We start from the raw sequence: 15799 nt of genomic DNA, 5'->3' as shown, positions 1-15799 counted from the left end.
TTCAAAAAGTATGTACATTTAAGGAGGGAACCCTAGTGAAAAAAGCAAGCATTATACCTATTTCAGCTAAAGAGACTTCAGATGTAAATGGATTAAGAATTCAAGGAGAATCAGGTCACTTTAAATACGTAGAAGAAGATGTTAATCATACTGATGCTAAACAGTATGAAATCATTAGCGAGACTGGGACAATCCAAACAGAAGGGTATATCGTTATAAATAATATCCCCGTTATTGAAGATGGACGTCCAGCCTTTGAAGAACGCTTCTTAAATCGCGCAGGGCTAGTTGAAGGAGAACCAGGCTTCCAAGCAATCCGTATTCTCCGGCCACTGAAAGATGATACTTACGCGATTATGACCATTTGGGATCATGAGGAATCCTTTAAGACATGGCAAACATCAAAGTCTTATAGCAATGCACACAAAAAGCGTGGAACATCATCTGCTCTACCAACAGAGATTTTCCCACGTCCGTCATTTGTAACTACTTTTCATTTCTAATAGAAGTTACACCAACTTGAAAAACATGCAGGTAAAGTAGCTCTGCATGTTTTCTATTTTACTATCCCTGTACGGTGAGCATATACGGCTATTTGTGTTCGATCATCTAACTCTAATTTTTGTAAAATATGACTCACATGAGTTTTGACTGTTTTGATTCCAATAAATAGTGTATCAGCTATTTCTTGATTGCTTCTTCCTTCGCCAACCAACTCAAGTACTTCTTTTTCGCGTGGTGTTAATGATTCGTGTAACGGCCTTTGCTTGTTCCCTCTCATACGATCCATCATTTTATTTGTTACTTTCGCTTCAACGACTGACTTTCCTTGTGATGCCCCTCTAATCGCCTCCGCAATCTCAATCGCCGAGGACGTTTTCAATAGATAACTAAAAGCACCTGCTTCAATAACCGGGTATACTTTTTCATCATCAATGAAACTCGTAAGTACAATCACTTTACAAAAAGGTAAGTGTTTCGTTATTTCAGCTGTTGCTGCAATGCCATCCATTGTTTCCATTACTAAATCCATTAAAATAACATCTGGTTTTTCTAAAAGAGCAATTTTCACTCCTTCCTTGCCATTATTTGCTTGTCCAACAACTTCCATATCAGACTGTGTTGATAAAAAGGCAGACAAACCCATCCTCACCATTTCATGATCATCGACCAACAATACCCGTATCATTTCTATTCCCCCTTCCAAGTAATTGGAATATTCGCCTCTATTTGCGTTCCTTTATTCGGAACAGATATGATTTGCAACGTCCCCCCTATCTCGTTCATCCGCTCTTTCATTGTATGCAAACCATAAGAGTTTTGTTGAACTCCTTTCGCATCAAATCCAATTCCGTTATCAATTAGTTTAACCTTTAACTCCTGATTCGTTTGTTTTAGCTGAAGTTCGAGTTGTGTAGCTTTTGCATGTCTGAGTACATTAGAGATCGCTTCTTGAATCATACGGAAGATTTGATCTTCAATTCCCTTTGGAACAGACACATCCTCTTGGATCGATACATTTACATCCATCCCGTACTTTTTCTGCATCTCCTCAAACAATTGTTTAATACCGTCTTCTAAACTCTTTCCTTCTAAATGGGCTGGTCTAAGGTGCAACAATAGTGCCCGCATCTCAGCTTGTGCGGTATTTGCCATACTTTCTACCATTTTCACTTGCTCCACTGTTGTACCCGATTCTTGTGCCATCGTTTGTTTAATGGCTGCTGTCATCATAGAAATAGCAAACAACTGTTGACTAACAGCATCATGTAAATCCCTTGCTAACCGTTGTCGTTCCTCTGTAACCGCTGCTTTTTTTACCGTTTCTTGCATCGCAGCTCGTTCAGCTGACAAACGTTGCAACGACGCTACTTGCTCTTCAATGTTCTGGGCCATTCCATTCATGCGCCTAGCTAATTCTGCTAATTCATCTTCCCCCTCAATCGTCACTCTATGAGTAAATGTTCCCCGCTCAAACCTCAGAGCACCGTGGACTAATTGATCAACTCTTCTTCTAATTGGGTCTGCTTGAATATATCCACTAATTAAGCCGGTTACCATGATGACAGCAATCATCAAAATAATAATTGGAACTCCTAATAACTTCCGATCAAAAACAAGAAGCAATCCCCGAGTTTCTTCATAAGTTATAATAAAAAGCAATAAAAAGGAAAGTAACAATGTCACAATCAAACTATGTCGAATAAATTGCCATTGTATACTAGCTAACCGCTTTCTCATACTGCCCTCACCTTCACTTCGCCTATAAAAGTAGAAAGAATGAGCTTCACACGCCTTGGAGCCTTTTTATATTCTTTTGTCGCAATGCTTAGCTGCTGATTAATTCCTCCATGACTCTCATGGAAAAGCGAAACCTCTCCTATCGTGGAAGAAGCTTGAATTGCAATCGCTAAATCCTCTGGTACATAAAAATCAATCTGACCAATAATTGCTTGGACAATAATAACCGTTTCACCTTCAGGAATAATTGCTTTTGATAAATCAATCCGAACATCGCCAATTCCATTCCAAATCGTTAAATCATCTAGCTCGAAAGGCTCTCCTAAATAACGAATATCCCCAATTAAGGTTCTTCGCATAGTTGGAGTGAAGATGATACGTTCCTCTTTTAATTGCTTTTCCTGTTGATCATTTTTTTCTTGTTTTTGTTCACTATTATTTCCCTGTTGCTTTTCTTCGTCTTGTGATTCCTGATTCTTTTCCTTTTTTGCTTCTTTTGCTTCCTTCCTGCCTCTTTTTTTAGGCTCCTTCACTAAGCGAATACCAAAATAAAGAGCAACTACCGCAATAAGAATCCCCATAAAATTCATGCCTAAAAGCTGATCAAAAATAATACTAGCACTGACAATAAAGAACACAAGGCTAATAAAATTATGTTTACGTTTATAGAGAAACAAGCCAATCGCAAAAAAGATGAGCGGAGCAACAAAGGATCCTGTTGAGAGATGCATTGTATTAAAAAGTATGTTAAGACCGACGACAACAAAAATAATCCCAAATAATGTTTGCTTCCTCATGCCCTCGCTCCTTTCGTCACGATCAACGGATTCGAATATCCCCTGATGTCGTTTTTATCGTCATTTGATGTAATCCTTCACCTATTTTACCAGAGATTGATCTCGGTTGAATCATTTGATCATGCATCTTTGCTTCAACTCGTAAATTTCCTGATATTGAATTAAGGCTAACTACTGCATTTGCTAATGGAATCAACAACTCAACATCGCCAGAAACCGTTTTTAAGTAAGCCTTTTGATTTTCGTTTTCATATTGAATATAAAGATCTCCTGATACCGTTTTTCCCTCTACTTCACCATTCATTTCTCCAATTTGAATATCTCCTGATACAGAGTTTGCTTTGAGTGAATTCACAGTAAGATGATACATGTCGATATCTCCGGATGTAGTGGCCACCTCAACATGTGAAGCAGATAGAGTAGACCCAACTACATCACCTGATACAGTCTTAATCTTTACATCTTCTAATGTAAAATCATCACTAAATGAAAGATCTCCTGAAACACTATTCACCTTAAGATGGCCTTTATAGTTTTTGGGTAGATATACAGTTGCTTTCGTTGATCCACGAAAGTTAAAAGAAAACCATCTGAATTTAGGTTCATTCACTTCAATTTTCAAAGTTCCATTTTGCATTTTTGACAATAAACCCATCTCTCTAGCTTCATTTAGAAGCTCTACAGTTAGCCTGTCATTGTCAGTAATTTGAATATTCCAATTAACCGTCGTGCCTGAAAAATCAATCTCCTTGACCGAAGTAAGGTCTGCCGTTACTTCTTTGTCATTGCTTTTTTTAGAGCTTATTAACGGAGAGAAGACTGTTCCTACTAATAACACTAGTCCAACAACGATTAATAGCACTCCAAATAGGACCTTCACTTTTCCCCCTCCTTATCTCACTTTTAAACTATATTAAATATTTAACAAAAAGCCTAGAAAAAAAGAACTTAAGTTATCCGTTTAAATTAAGCTATTCTACTTTCTTTCTCCTTTTTATTTTCTTTTAAATAAAGAGCAGAAACCGATTATTTTATTTCTGCTCTTCCTTATTAATCTTGAATAGCTTATTAATAAGCTATTCAAGATTTTCTTTTAATTTGTTTAGCTCCATTTCAATTTCATTTTCATTTTCCCATGTAGGTTCTGTTACATGTTCTTCCATCCATTCGAAAATAGTATTTTCTTCCTTTTTCTTCTCCGTGTTTAAATGTTGTTTCGCCCAAGCTGCTCGCACTCGCAAGACTAACTCTGTGTTCCGTTCCTTAAGTTGATGATATTTTAATTTTAACTGTTCAAGCTGCTCTCTTTTTTGCTTTAGCTGCTCTTTATTTTCAACCATTAGCTTTTCATATTGATTCATTTGTTCCCATACTTCTTTCTTACTTCGTAAGATTTTTCGAGCTAATTCATCATTTTCAGCTTTCACAGCAATTTGTGCCTGCTCTTCACGCTTAGACACAAGTTCCTTCGCTTGCTTCAAATTCAACTCTAACGATTGCGTTAATTGTGTATGCTTTTGGATTTTCATTTCACACTTTTCAATTTCTTCCTTCACATCTCGAATATATTGTTTCACCATAATAGCTGGATCCTCTATTCGCTCTAATCCCTCATATACATACGCCTTAATTAATTTTGTCATTCTAGTGATCATAATTACTTACCTCCTTCTTTTAATAACTTCTCAAATTCTTCATCAATTGTGTCATAGGCTGTATGCTTTGTTGCACTTTCCTTACTTAAATCTACTTCTAAACCTTTGTCTTTCGGTTGAATAAGCTTGTAGCCCCCATATACTAAGAAAGCTCCTAGCAGAAGACTTACGATACCACCTAAGCCACCTAACAAAATGATCGCTCCAAATGCTATAAGTAAAATGCTCCCGAAGGAACATTGTCCTTTCTCCTGCCATTTTGCATACCCCCAATAAACTAATCCCCCACCAATAGCCAGACCAATAATTCCACCAAGATTAATTCCTATCATTCCAAGAAGAACACTTGCTCCAATAAGAATGAGAAGAAGTCCACCAACTATCTTTCCAGGCTGTTTCATTTGTTTTCCTCCTTATTTTGAACTACTTTTATTGTAGAGAAAAAATAAGCATTTGAAGCCAATCTATAGAATGGTTTTCTCTCCTCCTCAAGACTGATATTCGACTTAGCTTGTGATCTTTCCGTGAAATTTTCGGCTTGACTCTTTTCCTCTAGCTCGAAACAGTTATAATGAGACAAGTACAAATAATTGATACATATATTTAGATTGGACTAGAATAGACTAGTGTAAATGTGTAGTCTCCTTTTCGAGACAACAGTTCTACATTTGTCTAGAGTTCATGATTTACTAATAAGGATGTGTTCAAAATGACAGAGGTTTCCATCTGGCTTGCCTTTTTAGCTGGCGTTATTTCTTTTTTATCACCTTGTATTTTCCCTTTAGTACCTGCTTATTTGGCCCAATTAACTGGAACGAATATTTCCAACAACGAAATAGAAGCTGATCGAAAACTAATATTATCAAGAAGTGTCGGCTTTATTATTGGCTTCACCTCTATTTTTCTATTGCTAGGGGCTTCATCAACCTTTATTGGTCAAGCTTTTTTAGGAAATAGACAGCTCTTCGAACAAATAGGGGGAATTATTATCGCTGTATTCGGTTTACAAATGATGGGGATTATATCGATTCGAATGCTGATGAGCGAAAAGAAACTTTCTGTCAAACCTAGAAAGTCATCAAGTTTCGCCAACTCCGTACTTCTTGGCTTCTTATTTGGAACTGGTTGGTCACCTTGTATTGGGCTTGTCCTATCATCAATTCTTCTTCTCGCCAGCAAATCTGAGACAATGTGGTCAGGAATGTTTATGCTATTAGTATATTCCATTGGATTAGGCATTCCCTTTTTGCTAGTCGCTCTTTTGTGGTCACGCTCACTTGATCGAATACGTCGATTAAATAAATGGCTACCGACTATTCAAAAAGTAAGCGGTGGTATAATGGTCATACTCGGTATTTTACTGTTCACTGGTAAATTCGCTGTTATTTCTGCCTACCTAGCTCGAATCGCTCAATCACTGCCATTTACGATTTAAGAGTCAGTACAAACGGGATGTTTTTTTCTTTTGCAATAAAAATAAGAGGTTGACTCAAATGAGAGTCAACCTCTTATTTTTTTACTCAGGAAGAGACGATAACCACCTGATCCGGTACCCATTCATAGCCGTTTCTCCTAACACATCTAGAAAACGATAATTCGCTGCGGCCCCGACAACCGCACCGACGCCAGGAATCATTTGTAGCATTTTCGCTAAGTCTATATAATCACGATAATCAAGTTGAAACGCCTTCCAATCAAAGTTGGCTAGATACGCTTCTTTTTCTGGAAGAGATTCTTTTTGTGTTTCCCATTTCTCTAATTGATTTATTAAACCAGCACGTTTTTCCTCTCTTGCAAAAGCTAGCTGAAACAAATATAAAACAAAAAGACGTTCTCGATAGTCTCGTACATCGTACCCGTATGCTGATGCTACATCAAACAAAAATTTCATTTTGATACTAAGCAGCAATGGAAAATCAGCCATTCCAAGCAATATGCCACCTGCTCCTGTTCCTGCTCCTTCAAGGGCGGCTGTCCGTTTATATGATTTCAGAATTTGGAGAACTTTTTCCTCTCTCTGTTTTAGACTTTGAGCGACCTCTGGTTTTTTTTTGGTCGTATATTCAGAACCAACCAAAGTTGCGTGCACCATATTCTTAATACTTGCTGTTACGACTGAATGAACTTTTTCTGGGATAAGGTTGTTCATCTTTGACTGTAAACCTTTCGTATAGCGACCTACCATCGATGGTCTCTTTAGCAACTTTCTCTTCCACCTTAAAAGCTCTTCAGCAATTTCCTTTTCATACATAGCAACCACCCCTTTGTCCTTATTGATGCAAAAACTTACAAGAAGATGACTACTTTTTCCTTTTGTGAATTAATTTCTGACTTCCAATGTAGCTATAGATTCCTCCTATTGTAATAGCTATTGCAAAGATAGCGAGTGATGAAGTAGCAAGCAGGACTCCAAGTTGGACAGCAGTCATAATCAAGAGCAACCTGAAGACAAGCTGCGTTAACGCCTCTTTCTTCTGCCCTTCCACTACTGGATAGAGATCGACCCACATATTCGTATCATAATGATACCAAAGTGTCGATAGCTGGTTAGTCACCATATGCATAAAGAGTAGAAGAACAACTAGTTGAAGCCAACCACTAGGGAGAGCGATCAGAACAATAGCACAAACCAACACAAGCCTTATATAAATTCCGCCGTAATCGTTCGCCCGAATAAAAGAACGAGCAAATAAATAGTGATATACTGACTTTTTAGAATCGATAATTCCGTTAATAAACCAATGCAAATACGTTCTTGCTCTCACTTTATTTCGCAATTGTGGTACATCCGTAAAGGCATTAGCAATTCGGTAGAAGAACAACAACATCCCTTGTTCTACTTCAATCAGATGATCCCACTTAATTGATAACTGTTGAGCTAGCCTTTTATAATAAAACATGTACAGGCTTGCCATGATCACAAATAAAGCAAGTAACAACAGCCAATTAGCTCCAGAGAAAAGCAAAAATGTGAAAACAATATTGATTATCCCTCGCAATAAAAAATGTGAATTCCTATCAGATTCACTTTGAAAACGTTGTTCCTCAAAACTCGAAAAAACATTCCATCCTTTCACAATTATTAAAAGGACAAGAACAAGAAACAAACTACCAACATCATTGGCTAAGTACTTTGCAAAAAAAGGAGACAAAACAACGAGTCCTACCAACAACACACCACTTTGCAAAGCAAGGCTGTACCATTTTGATGCTTGAAAATAAGATCCCAATTTTGATTCATAAGGCAAAAGAAATACAACATCAGCAGGCTTTACAAACGTACGGATACCACTCCTTGTCAACAAATGAGCAAAAATGGCAACAAACACCCAAACAGCTGGAAACGTATCTGGAAGCCAATCTAAAAAGACACTATAGTAATAGCTTCCAATAATAATAAGAACATATACGGTAAAAAGAAAGCCGCTATTGCCTATTAAGCGTAAATATCGAATCGCCATATTCCAATATGAACTAACACGCTCTCTCCACAACATCATTCCATCCTTCATACGAGCTCTTCCTTTGTCATTTCGATATAAATTTCATCTAATGTAGCATTAGGTAGTCTAAGAGCTGTGCGCATCTCAGACAACGTCCCTTCCAAAACGACTTTTCCTTGATGCAATATGACAAAACGATCACAATAACGCTCGGCCGTCGCCAAAATATGAGTGGACATTAAAACAGCGGCCCCTCTTTTTTTCATATCACTTAAAAACGTTAAAAATGACTGAATTCCAATTGGATCTAACCCTACAATTGGCTCATCAACAATATACACTGGTGGTTCTATTAAAAAAGCACTCATAATCATCACTTTTTGCCGCATCCCTTTTGAAAAGTGACTTGGATACCACTTCTTCATTTTCTGCATTCTAAATTCCAAGAGCAACTTTTCTGCACGCTCTTCAAACAAGTTTTCCTCAAGACCGTATGCAAGGGCTGTTAATTCTAAATGCTCCCACAAGGTTAATTCATCATATAAAATTGGTGTTTCAGGTATATAGGCATACGATCGGCGATATTCATTTACGTCTTCTTGGAAGGTTCTCCCACCAATTGTCACTTGACCTTTTTGCGGCTGCAATAATCCTAGAATGTGTTTAATCGTCGTACTTTTTCCTGCTCCATTTAACCCAATTAAACCTACAATCTCTGATTTATTCACATGAAAATTGACATCATGTAAGACTGGTTTCTTTGGATGATATCCCCCAGTAATTCCTTCTATTTTCAAAACCTCTGACATATTCACAACAACTCCTTCGCACCTTTATCTTACCAAAAATGAGGAAAGGTTCTCTAGTCTAATGACAAAGGCTTTCTTTCTTCGACATAGAAAGGTGACCGAGCACTTACAATAAATAAGAGAAATGCATGAATAATAATTGATAATAGGAACAACGATTCTCATGCAACTTGCAACGACGATAAACACTCATGTATAGTGGTTTTAATCAAATTTTGGAAGGGATGATTATGATGAACCATGATCAAAATTGTATATTCTGCAAAATCGTCAAAGAAGAAATTCCAGCATCGAAAGTTTATGAGGATGAAAACGTGCTTGCGTTTATAGATATTAGTCAAGTAACAAAAGGTCATACACTTGTTATACCTAAATCACATCATCAAGATCTGTTTGATCTACCTGAAGATTGTTCTAAGCATATTTTTTCAGTAGTGCCTAAAATTGCAAAGGGCCTTAAGCAAGCTTATCAAGCTGAAGGTTTAAACATTGTAAATAATAATGGAGAAATTGCTGGTCAAACTGTGTTTCATTATCATGTTCATCTCATTCCTAGATACGGGAAAGGCGACGGATTTGGAGCGGTTTGGAAAGATCATAGTTCAGAATACAAAAGTGAGGATTTACAACAAATCGCAAGAGAAGTACGTGCATTTATTAAAGAATAAACTTGTAGCGGTTCCGCTCATTGCTTCGAGTTTGTACAAAAAGGGAAAAATCGTCCCTTTTTTTGATTTACTGCAATGGCTTCTCCCGCTACGCGCCATTATGAGAAACCCACTCATAACTGGCTTAAAACCTTGTAGCGGTTCCGCTCATTGCTTCGAGTTTGTACAAAAAGGGAAAAATCGTCCCTTTTTGTACAAACTCTTATATAAATTTCAGAAAACACTAAAAAAACAATCCATTTACATTGGAATTATGGTACGATAATGACAATCTATGTTTTATTAACGTGGTGAAGAGATAAAGGAGTGGAGAGTAAATGACAACAGTATACAATTTTAATGCTGGACCTTCTGCCTTACCTAAGCAAGTACTAGAGAGAGCACAAGCAGAGTTAACAAATTTCAACGGCACTGGAATGTCAGTTATGGAGCTTAGTCATCGTAGCAAAGAATATGAGGCTGTCCATCAAGGTGCTATCGATTTATTAAAAGAATTATACAACATACCTGATCAGTATAAGGTTCTTTTTCTTCAAGGTGGCGCTAGTCTACAATTTTCGATGATTCCTCTTCAATTTTTAAAAGAAGGTAAGATAGGAAATTATATACTTACAGGATCTTGGTCTGAAAAAGCATTAAAAGAAGCCAAGTTACTTGGAGAAACAGCTATAGCAGCTACAACAAAAGAAGGGCAATACAAAACGATTCCGGATGCGTCTCATTTACAATTTAACGAGAATGATGCTTATGTCCACCTCACTTCAAATAATACGATCTACGGTACACAATGGTCTAGTTTCCCAGACATTACACACGCACCTTTGATCGCGGATATGTCTAGTGATATTCTATCTCGACCTATAAACATTGAACAGTTTGGTCTTATTTATGCTGGAGCCCAAAAGAATCTAGGTCCTTCTGGTGTAACAGTTGCAATTGTACGTGAAGATCTTCTTGACACAAATGTTGATCAAGTTCCTACTGTTCTTCGATATAAAACACACGCAGATGCGAATTCCCTTTATCATACACCACCAACCTTCTCAATTTACATGCTTCAGCAAGTATTAACATGGGTCAAAGAGCAAGGTGGAGTTGAGGCGATTCAAGCATTGAACGAAGAAAAAGCAAAATTAATCTATGACGCAATTGATGAAAGCAACGGATTTTACAAAGGCCATGCAGAGAAAGATGCTCGTTCACTAATGAACATTACATTTAATCTTCCCACAGAAGAAGATAATAAAAAGTTTCTAGCGAAAGCAAAGGAACTTGGGTTTATTGGTTTAAATGGTCACCGTTCTGTTGGAGGGTGTCGTGCCTCGACCTATAATGCAGTACCTATCGAGGCTTGTCTTGCACTCAGAGACCTTATGGACTCTTATCGTAAGCATAACTAACAATAAGAGTGGTTAGGATGGAAAGAACCTAACCACTCTTATGAACTAATTAAGAGCAATGTAGCAAATGCTCCACTGCATAATAAAAGGATTAACATAGTCAAGAACGAGTTTCTAAATTGTTTTTTTTCTTCATTCTGTATGTTACCTGCTAGACGAACAGAAACATAAATTAGCCCATACAACGATAATAAACAAACTGATAATAATAATAAAATTAGAGCCTCCATCTTTCCCCCTCCTTATCCTTTATTACTATGCAGATAGGAGTGCTCAAAGAACTCGTTAAAAGAGGTGAATAATTATATGAATGCTAAATCGTTTTTCTCTGGTTTTCTTGCAGGATCAGCTATATTAGGTATGATTACACTCTTTACGACACCTACTTCAGGCAAAAACGTTAGAGCTACATGTAAAGAGAATACTTTGAAACTTCGGAATGAGTTGGATCAACTAGCTAATGATAGTAAAAATGCCACTATTCAACTAAAAACAACAGCAAAAGAAGGAAAAGAGGCTTTTTTATCTGTTGGATCAGAAGTTAAAGATTCTATAAATAAGTGGCAACAAGATATTGAACCAACCGTATCTCAATTAAAAGCCGATATTGAAGCATTACAAAAAAATGTGGAACAAGCAACAAAAATCACAACGAATACAAATAGGTCATAAATTTTCTAAAAGTTTCTAATAAACTTTTTTTTCCTTTCTATTTCTCAGGATCCTTGGCATAATATAAAAAAAGAAAAAATATTCAAAAATAATATTTATGATATGTGTACAGTTTTTTCGACTAATACCTATTAGTCAACAAATGTTTCTTAATTAGGGGGAGAAAGATGGAACAACAATTACCTAGCTCCTTAAAACAATCAGTAATGTTTAGTCATAAGGTAGCTCAATTAAGCAAAGCACTTTGGAAGTCAGTAGAGAAAGATTGGCAAGCATGGATTAAACCATTTGACCTTAATATTAATGAACATCATATTCTTTGGATTTCTTATCATTTAGACGGTGCTTCGATCTCTGATATTGCAAAATTCGGCGTTATGCACGTATCTACAGCCTTTAATTTTTCAAAAAAATTAGAGGAAAGAGGTCTTCTTCATTTTTCAAAAAAAGAAAATGATAAGCGAAATACGTATATATGCCTTACGGATGAAGGACATGATTTATTTTTACAAACACTTGAAGCATATCACCCAGATACGTATGGTGTGTTTGAAGGAGCATTACCGATTGTAGATTTGTATGGCAAATTCCCTGAATTATCGGAAATTACAAGTATTCTTCGACATATTTACGGTCCAGATTTCATTGATATTTTTGAAAAATCACTTTCTAAATTTAATGACGATTTCCAAGAAAAAGATGGACGTTTAATTAAATGTGAAAAGAAAGCAAATTATTCTAGTGAGGGAGCCTAGTAAAATACTAGGCTCTTTTCAATTGAAAAAGCGTGATACCACCTACTCATTCATTATATCTACATAGTAAATTTCAAGTATGTAAAAAATTAGTATTGTCGAAATCATTTTATTTTTGTCGATTCTATTGCTTTCTTTAAAAAATGAGAGTAAATTATTCATTGATTAAGGAGGTGCAGCACTTCTATGAACTGCTGGAAAACTATACGTATAAGCCGTGATTACGGTTCGTTGCGCCTAATGATGTATTCAGGATTCACAATGCTGTTTTCATTTTTATTTTATTATTTAGCTGTGAGTTCCATTATTCCAACAACTGAGTCACCAACTATTAGCTTGCCATTTTTTATAATGAGTATTATCGCTGTTTTTCTTGTTCACAAAATACTTCACCTTATTCCATTATGGATATGTGGAAAGAAAGCCATGATAAAAACACGCTGGATTTCTTTTTTCCCAATGCTTTCAGTAAAAGTATCTAGGCCTTTATCACGTAATTTATATTTAACAGCTTTATTAACACCAATTTTTACGATTACATTAATTGGTGCATTAGCTTCCATCATGTTACCAATGTACATTGCCTATATTTCTATTTTAAGCTCCATTCATTTCGGTTTAGCCTTTTATGATATTCTATATGCTTCGTATTTGATTAAAGCACCAAAGCAAAGCTATGTTGAAAACCACGCAGAAGGGCTTCATATTTTAATTAAACAAGCTGTTTAAACGTAAGCAGCTTGTTTTTTAGATGATATTCTTTTGACCTATGCTCATAACTAAACCCAGCTAAATTACAAGCTGGGTTTAAATGATGGCAATGTTAGTCTATTATCATTTCGAGCTCTATGTTATCCTGCTCAAGATCAAAAGTAAGAAAGCGAAATCTCATGGATTCATTTTCATCTACTTTGATATCAGTCACTTTAACTTCCACTACACGTTCACTCGGATAAGTAACGATCCAATCTGCCACTTCAATCCAATTACTAATAAATTGTAAGACCTGATCAACAGGTAAACTAAGAATACCTACTGAAAATGTCTCAACCTCTAATAATAAATCTCCATTTGGCACAACAACTGGATTAAAATTAATCGTAACAGGAACTTCCTGACCGAGTATTTTAAATGCAGACCTAAATTGGACATTTTCTTCAAGCAACTCTACCATATAGGAAATATCACTAGGGGTTTGTTCAATTCTTGAAGCAATAAGTGTATTTAACCTAGCTTTATTTGTTTGGATAACAAAAGCAGCCTCTTCTGTTGTTGGTTGTTTTTGTACAAAATGATTTTCATCTACCTCTGGAAAATATCTCTGAATTAGCATGAAAAGAATAATGATCACAAGAACAACTAGTCCACTTAATGCAAAGAAAGCTATTTTCCATACGTGATTATTTTTTTTCATAAATCCTCACCTTTCTTTCTCCTCCCATTGTATGTCCTAACCCGTATGTTAACAATGACTGGTTTGTTTTTAGAATGCGATTTTCACTCTTCTACGTTCTCCGACATGCTATGCGAACGGGCAATTACACTCTTAACTTGCTTTTTCATACCTCTTTTCATTACGCAAATTTAATAAATTCTTATCTTTTAAATAAAATTAAGCAATTTCCTATCTTTTTGAGCCATTTTTTGATAAAGTTTAATTATCATTGCTCGTCAGGAGGCAACTATATGCTCTTCGTTGTTATATTATTTGCGCTATTTTTCTTATTCGTTATTAATTCTATGACTGATGCCTTGTGCTTAAAGCGCGAGATCCCAACTGAAAAACAGTCAAAATCGTTTCGAACAATTAATATTCTGATGACTATTTTGCTTACGTCTACATATGTAAAAATTCTATTCACATAAGAAGAGTGAGAGACGTTTATGTCCTCACTCTTCTTTTTATTCTTTTGACATCGTATTAGTACATCCAAGATGCGCCAATTATTACTAATAAGATGAACAATACGACGAGTAACGCAAATCCTCCATGATAAGTGTGAGACATCGGTATCCCTCCTCATGTTAATTCTTCATCATCCGTCCGAAAAGAGATGTTGTTGTTGGTATTATAACCAAGCCGCACCTACAATTACTAATAAGATGAACAACACAACAATCAACGCAAATCCTCCATGGTATGCGTGAGACATAATAACACCTCCTCTTTGCTTTGTTACAATATCCTATGCAAAGACTTTTTTTCCGTACTAGGCGTATGCCCCAAATTTAAAAATCATTCATTTTGCTTTTGAAAAACCTTTCTCTATAAATCAATTGTATGGTATAGTTAGGTCTGTAAATGAGACAGGCATTAACCTGAGGATGATCTTGAGGAGTGGGATGACTATGAAAAAACAATTGGTTGCCGCTATTAGCCTAGCATGTATAACGGCTCTTGTAGCATGTAACAATGAAGAAACTGCATCAGATAATACACCAGTTGCCATTGTAGATGGAACTGAAATTACAGAATCAGAATTTGTTGAAGAACTTAAGACTAATTATGGGGGATCAACACTTCAAGCAATGATTCGTGACCACCTTCTTAATCAAGCGATTGAAACTGCAGGGGTTACAGATGAGGAAATAGATGAAGAGTTAGAAATGCTACGCACTGAATTTCGTGTAACATACGGCATTGAAGATGACGAAGGTGTCTTAGAAGCATTACAGAATCAATTTAATTTAAATGTGGAGTCAATTGATGAATTTGTAGATGAGTACCTTGTACCACCACTCGTCTTACAGAAATTAGCTACGGAAGGAATCGAGATCACAGATGAAGATATCCGAGCTTATTATGAAGAAAACGAAGAACAATTTGGAGAGCAAATTAGAGCTAGTCACATTTTAGTTGAAGATGAAGAAACCGCAGCTGAGGTTCTTGAAAAAATTGAAGCTGGTGAAGATTTTGCTGAGTTAGCGAAAGAATACTCTACGGACCCTGGTTCAGGCGCTCGTGGTGGGGACCTTGATTTCTTTGGAGAAGGGAAAATGGTTCCACCATTTGAAGAAGCAGCCTTCGCATTAGAAATTGGTGAAATTAGTGAGCCTGTTGAATCTGATTTCGGCTTTCATATCATTAAGGTAACTGATCAAAGAAATACATTTGAAGATTATGCTGATGAAATTGAACAAATTTTAATTCAACAACAATCTAAGTCTAATGATGAAATTATGGCAGAGCTACTTGAAAATGCCGACGTTGAAATTAAAGATTCACGTTTTACTGATTTATTTAATGAGGGAAATGAATAGTTCACTTAGAAAAAATAGGGTCGCTGACACTCATCTCAGCGACCCTATTCCTATTTCCGCTAGAGCCTAGAACCATTCATCCTCTTTGGCATAGGCTA

22 protein-coding genes are annotated in these 15799 nt (G+C 36.3%); 9 read left to right on the top strand and 13 right to left on the bottom strand.

From position 1 onward, the window contains the following. Positions 1 to 35: 35 nt before the first annotated feature. Positions 36 to 503, top strand: a complete 468-nt coding sequence (locus SLH51_RS11710; RefSeq protein ID WP_335961444.1) for an antibiotic biosynthesis monooxygenase family protein — start codon at positions 36 to 38, stop codon at positions 501 to 503. A gap of 53 nt (positions 504 to 556) precedes the next feature. Here SLH51_RS11710 and SLH51_RS11705 read toward each other — a convergent pair whose 3' ends face one another. From SLH51_RS11705 to SLH51_RS11680, 6 genes are all read right to left on the bottom strand, one after another. Beyond that, positions 557 to 1189, bottom strand: a complete 633-nt coding sequence (locus SLH51_RS11705) for a response regulator transcription factor (RefSeq protein WP_335961443.1) — start codon at positions 1187 to 1189, stop codon at positions 557 to 559. Between the two features lie 2 nt (positions 1190 to 1191). Further along, complete coding sequence (locus SLH51_RS11700; protein WP_335961442.1) at positions 1192 to 2241, bottom strand: sensor histidine kinase; 1050 nt, start codon at positions 2239 to 2241, stop codon at positions 1192 to 1194. Then, the gene (liaF, locus tag SLH51_RS11695) at positions 2238 to 3038 is read right to left on the bottom strand and encodes a cell wall-active antibiotics response protein LiaF (protein ID WP_335961441.1); all 801 of its coding nucleotides are present in this window, start codon (positions 3036 to 3038) and stop codon (positions 2238 to 2240) included. The genes SLH51_RS11700 and liaF overlap by 4 nt, the downstream gene beginning before the upstream one ends. 22 nt (positions 3039 to 3060) lie before the next feature. Next, entirely contained in the window at positions 3061 to 3918 is an 858-nt protein-coding gene (locus SLH51_RS11690) for a DUF4097 family beta strand repeat-containing protein (protein ID WP_335961440.1), read from the bottom strand. Positions 3919 to 4114: 196 nt separating this feature from the next. Then, a complete protein-coding gene (locus SLH51_RS11685; RefSeq protein ID WP_335961439.1) occupies positions 4115 to 4693 on the bottom strand; it encodes a PspA/IM30 family protein in 579 nt (192 codons plus the stop codon). 2 nt (positions 4694 to 4695) lie between these two features. Further along, positions 4696 to 5094: a LiaF transmembrane domain-containing protein gene (locus SLH51_RS11680; protein WP_335961438.1), complete on the bottom strand. Its 399-nt coding sequence runs from the start codon at positions 5092 to 5094 to the stop codon at positions 4696 to 4698. Positions 5095 to 5402: 308 nt separating this feature from the next. On the opposite strand from SLH51_RS11680, the gene SLH51_RS11675 reads away from it, so the two are divergent. Beyond that, positions 5403 to 6128: a cytochrome c biogenesis CcdA family protein gene (locus tag SLH51_RS11675; RefSeq protein WP_335961437.1), complete on the top strand. Its 726-nt coding sequence runs from the start codon at positions 5403 to 5405 to the stop codon at positions 6126 to 6128. A gap of 81 nt (positions 6129 to 6209) precedes the next feature. On the opposite strand, the gene SLH51_RS11670 is transcribed toward SLH51_RS11675, so the two are convergent. From SLH51_RS11670 to SLH51_RS11660, 3 genes are read right to left on the bottom strand one after another with little or no spacing between them, the layout of a single operon-like run. Then, entirely contained in the window at positions 6210 to 6944 is a 735-nt protein-coding gene (locus tag SLH51_RS11670; RefSeq protein WP_335961436.1) for an EcsC family protein, read from the bottom strand. Between the two features lie 49 nt (positions 6945 to 6993). Next, positions 6994 to 8205: an ABC transporter permease gene (locus tag SLH51_RS11665; RefSeq protein WP_335961435.1), complete on the bottom strand. Its 1212-nt coding sequence runs from the start codon at positions 8203 to 8205 to the stop codon at positions 6994 to 6996. Beyond that, positions 8202 to 8945: an ABC transporter ATP-binding protein gene (locus SLH51_RS11660; RefSeq protein WP_335961434.1), complete on the bottom strand. Its 744-nt coding sequence runs from the start codon at positions 8943 to 8945 to the stop codon at positions 8202 to 8204. Before SLH51_RS11660 ends, SLH51_RS11665 begins: the two co-directional genes overlap by 4 nt. Positions 8946 to 9178: 233 nt before the next feature. Here SLH51_RS11660 and SLH51_RS11655 point away from each other — a divergent pair, with 233 nt between their 5' ends. Then, positions 9179 to 9613 carry an HIT family protein gene (locus SLH51_RS11655; RefSeq protein WP_335961493.1) on the top strand — a complete coding sequence of 145 codons (435 nt, stop codon included), beginning with the start codon at positions 9179 to 9181 and terminating at the stop codon, positions 9611 to 9613. A gap of 317 nt (positions 9614 to 9930) precedes the next feature. Then, positions 9931 to 11013 carry a 3-phosphoserine/phosphohydroxythreonine transaminase gene (gene serC, locus SLH51_RS11650; protein WP_335961433.1) on the top strand — a complete coding sequence of 361 codons (1083 nt, stop codon included), beginning with the start codon at positions 9931 to 9933 and terminating at the stop codon, positions 11011 to 11013. Positions 11014 to 11051: 38 nt separating this feature from the next. Here serC and SLH51_RS11645 read toward each other — a convergent pair whose 3' ends face one another. After that, positions 11052 to 11243, bottom strand: a complete 192-nt coding sequence (locus SLH51_RS11645) for a hypothetical protein (protein ID WP_335961432.1) — start codon at positions 11241 to 11243, stop codon at positions 11052 to 11054. 76 nt (positions 11244 to 11319) lie between these two features. Between SLH51_RS11645 and SLH51_RS11640 the strand changes: the two genes are divergently transcribed. The 3 genes from SLH51_RS11640 (at position 11320) to SLH51_RS11630 (ending at position 13169) form a co-directional block, all read left to right on the top strand. Further along, positions 11320 to 11685 (top strand): YtxH domain-containing protein, encoded by a 366-nt coding sequence (locus SLH51_RS11640; protein WP_335961431.1) that lies wholly within the window; start codon positions 11320 to 11322, stop codon positions 11683 to 11685. A gap of 167 nt (positions 11686 to 11852) precedes the next feature. Further along, complete coding sequence (locus SLH51_RS11635; RefSeq protein WP_335961430.1) at positions 11853 to 12440, top strand: HTH-type transcriptional regulator Hpr; 588 nt, start codon at positions 11853 to 11855, stop codon at positions 12438 to 12440. Between the two features lie 186 nt (positions 12441 to 12626). Continuing rightward, positions 12627 to 13169 carry a DUF3267 domain-containing protein gene (locus SLH51_RS11630; RefSeq protein ID WP_335961429.1) on the top strand — a complete coding sequence of 181 codons (543 nt, stop codon included), beginning with the start codon at positions 12627 to 12629 and terminating at the stop codon, positions 13167 to 13169. 94 nt (positions 13170 to 13263) lie between these two features. On the opposite strand, the gene SLH51_RS11625 is transcribed toward SLH51_RS11630, so the two are convergent. Further along, positions 13264 to 13854 carry a YpmS family protein gene (locus SLH51_RS11625; protein WP_335961428.1) on the bottom strand — a complete coding sequence of 197 codons (591 nt, stop codon included), beginning with the start codon at positions 13852 to 13854 and terminating at the stop codon, positions 13264 to 13266. A 272-nt stretch (positions 13855 to 14126) separates the two neighbouring features. On the opposite strand from SLH51_RS11625, the gene SLH51_RS11620 reads away from it, so the two are divergent. Then, complete coding sequence (locus SLH51_RS11620) at positions 14127 to 14306, top strand: hypothetical protein (RefSeq protein WP_335961427.1); 180 nt, start codon at positions 14127 to 14129, stop codon at positions 14304 to 14306. A gap of 55 nt (positions 14307 to 14361) precedes the next feature. Here the strand turns inward: SLH51_RS11620 and SLH51_RS11615 are convergent, their stop codons facing one another. Beyond that, a complete protein-coding gene (locus tag SLH51_RS11615) occupies positions 14362 to 14448 on the bottom strand; it encodes a YjcZ family sporulation protein (RefSeq protein WP_335961492.1) in 87 nt (28 codons plus the stop codon). Between the two features lie 61 nt (positions 14449 to 14509). Next, complete coding sequence (locus SLH51_RS11610; protein ID WP_088102685.1) at positions 14510 to 14593, bottom strand: YjcZ family sporulation protein; 84 nt, start codon at positions 14591 to 14593, stop codon at positions 14510 to 14512. Positions 14594 to 14789: 196 nt separating this feature from the next. On the opposite strand from SLH51_RS11610, the gene SLH51_RS11605 reads away from it, so the two are divergent. After that, the gene (locus tag SLH51_RS11605; protein WP_335961426.1) at positions 14790 to 15701 is read left to right on the top strand and encodes a peptidylprolyl isomerase; all 912 of its coding nucleotides are present in this window, start codon (positions 14790 to 14792) and stop codon (positions 15699 to 15701) included. Positions 15702 to 15799 lie beyond the last annotated feature (98 nt).

The sequence above is a fragment of the Halalkalibacter kiskunsagensis genome (assembly GCF_037027555.1).
Taxonomy (GTDB): Bacteria; Bacillota; Bacilli; order Bacillales; family Bacillaceae_D; genus Halalkalibacter; species Halalkalibacter kiskunsagensis.
The sequence above is the reverse complement of the archived record's forward strand: the minus strand, read 5'-3'. Positions and strand labels throughout refer to the sequence as shown.

Excerpts from the sequence above, each read along its gene's own strand:
- SLH51_RS11705 (WP_335961443.1), bottom strand. The coding sequence starts at position 1,189 with ATGATACGGGTATTGTTGGTCGATGATCATGAAATGGTGAGGATGGGT.
- liaF (WP_335961441.1), bottom strand. The coding sequence starts at position 3,038 with ATGAGGAAGCAAACATTATTTGGGATTATTTTTGTTGTCGTCGGTCTT.
- SLH51_RS11670 (WP_335961436.1), bottom strand. The coding sequence starts at position 6,944 with ATGTATGAAAAGGAAATTGCTGAAGAGCTTTTAAGGTGGAAGAGAAAG.
- SLH51_RS11605 (WP_335961426.1), top strand. The coding sequence starts at position 14,790 with ATGAAAAAACAATTGGTTGCCGCTATTAGCCTAGCATGTATAACGGCT.
- SLH51_RS11655 (WP_335961493.1), top strand. The coding sequence starts at position 9,179 with ATGAACCATGATCAAAATTGTATATTCTGCAAAATCGTCAAAGAAGAA.
- SLH51_RS11645 (WP_335961432.1), bottom strand. The coding sequence starts at position 11,243 with ATGGAGGCTCTAATTTTATTATTATTATCAGTTTGTTTATTATCGTTG.
- SLH51_RS11675 (WP_335961437.1), top strand. The coding sequence starts at position 5,403 with ATGACAGAGGTTTCCATCTGGCTTGCCTTTTTAGCTGGCGTTATTTCT.
- SLH51_RS11615 (WP_335961492.1), bottom strand. The coding sequence starts at position 14,448 with ATGTCTCACACTTATCATGGAGGATTTGCGTTACTCGTCGTATTGTTC.
- SLH51_RS11625 (WP_335961428.1), bottom strand. The coding sequence starts at position 13,854 with ATGAAAAAAAATAATCACGTATGGAAAATAGCTTTCTTTGCATTAAGT.
- SLH51_RS11685 (WP_335961439.1), bottom strand. The coding sequence starts at position 4,693 with ATGATCACTAGAATGACAAAATTAATTAAGGCGTATGTATATGAGGGA.
- serC (WP_335961433.1), top strand. The coding sequence starts at position 9,931 with ATGACAACAGTATACAATTTTAATGCTGGACCTTCTGCCTTACCTAAG.
- SLH51_RS11665 (WP_335961435.1), bottom strand. The coding sequence starts at position 8,205 with ATGAAGGATGGAATGATGTTGTGGAGAGAGCGTGTTAGTTCATATTGG.
- SLH51_RS11660 (WP_335961434.1), bottom strand. The coding sequence starts at position 8,945 with ATGTCAGAGGTTTTGAAAATAGAAGGAATTACTGGGGGATATCATCCA.
- SLH51_RS11680 (WP_335961438.1), bottom strand. The coding sequence starts at position 5,094 with ATGAAACAGCCTGGAAAGATAGTTGGTGGACTTCTTCTCATTCTTATT.
- SLH51_RS11620 (WP_335961427.1), top strand. The coding sequence starts at position 14,127 with ATGCTCTTCGTTGTTATATTATTTGCGCTATTTTTCTTATTCGTTATT.
- SLH51_RS11635 (WP_335961430.1), top strand. The coding sequence starts at position 11,853 with ATGGAACAACAATTACCTAGCTCCTTAAAACAATCAGTAATGTTTAGT.
- SLH51_RS11610 (WP_088102685.1), bottom strand. The coding sequence starts at position 14,593 with ATGTCTCACGCATACCATGGAGGATTTGCGTTGATTGTTGTGTTGTTC.
- SLH51_RS11700 (WP_335961442.1), bottom strand. The coding sequence starts at position 2,241 with ATGAGAAAGCGGTTAGCTAGTATACAATGGCAATTTATTCGACATAGT.
- SLH51_RS11630 (WP_335961429.1), top strand. The coding sequence starts at position 12,627 with ATGAACTGCTGGAAAACTATACGTATAAGCCGTGATTACGGTTCGTTG.
- SLH51_RS11640 (WP_335961431.1), top strand. The coding sequence starts at position 11,320 with ATGAATGCTAAATCGTTTTTCTCTGGTTTTCTTGCAGGATCAGCTATA.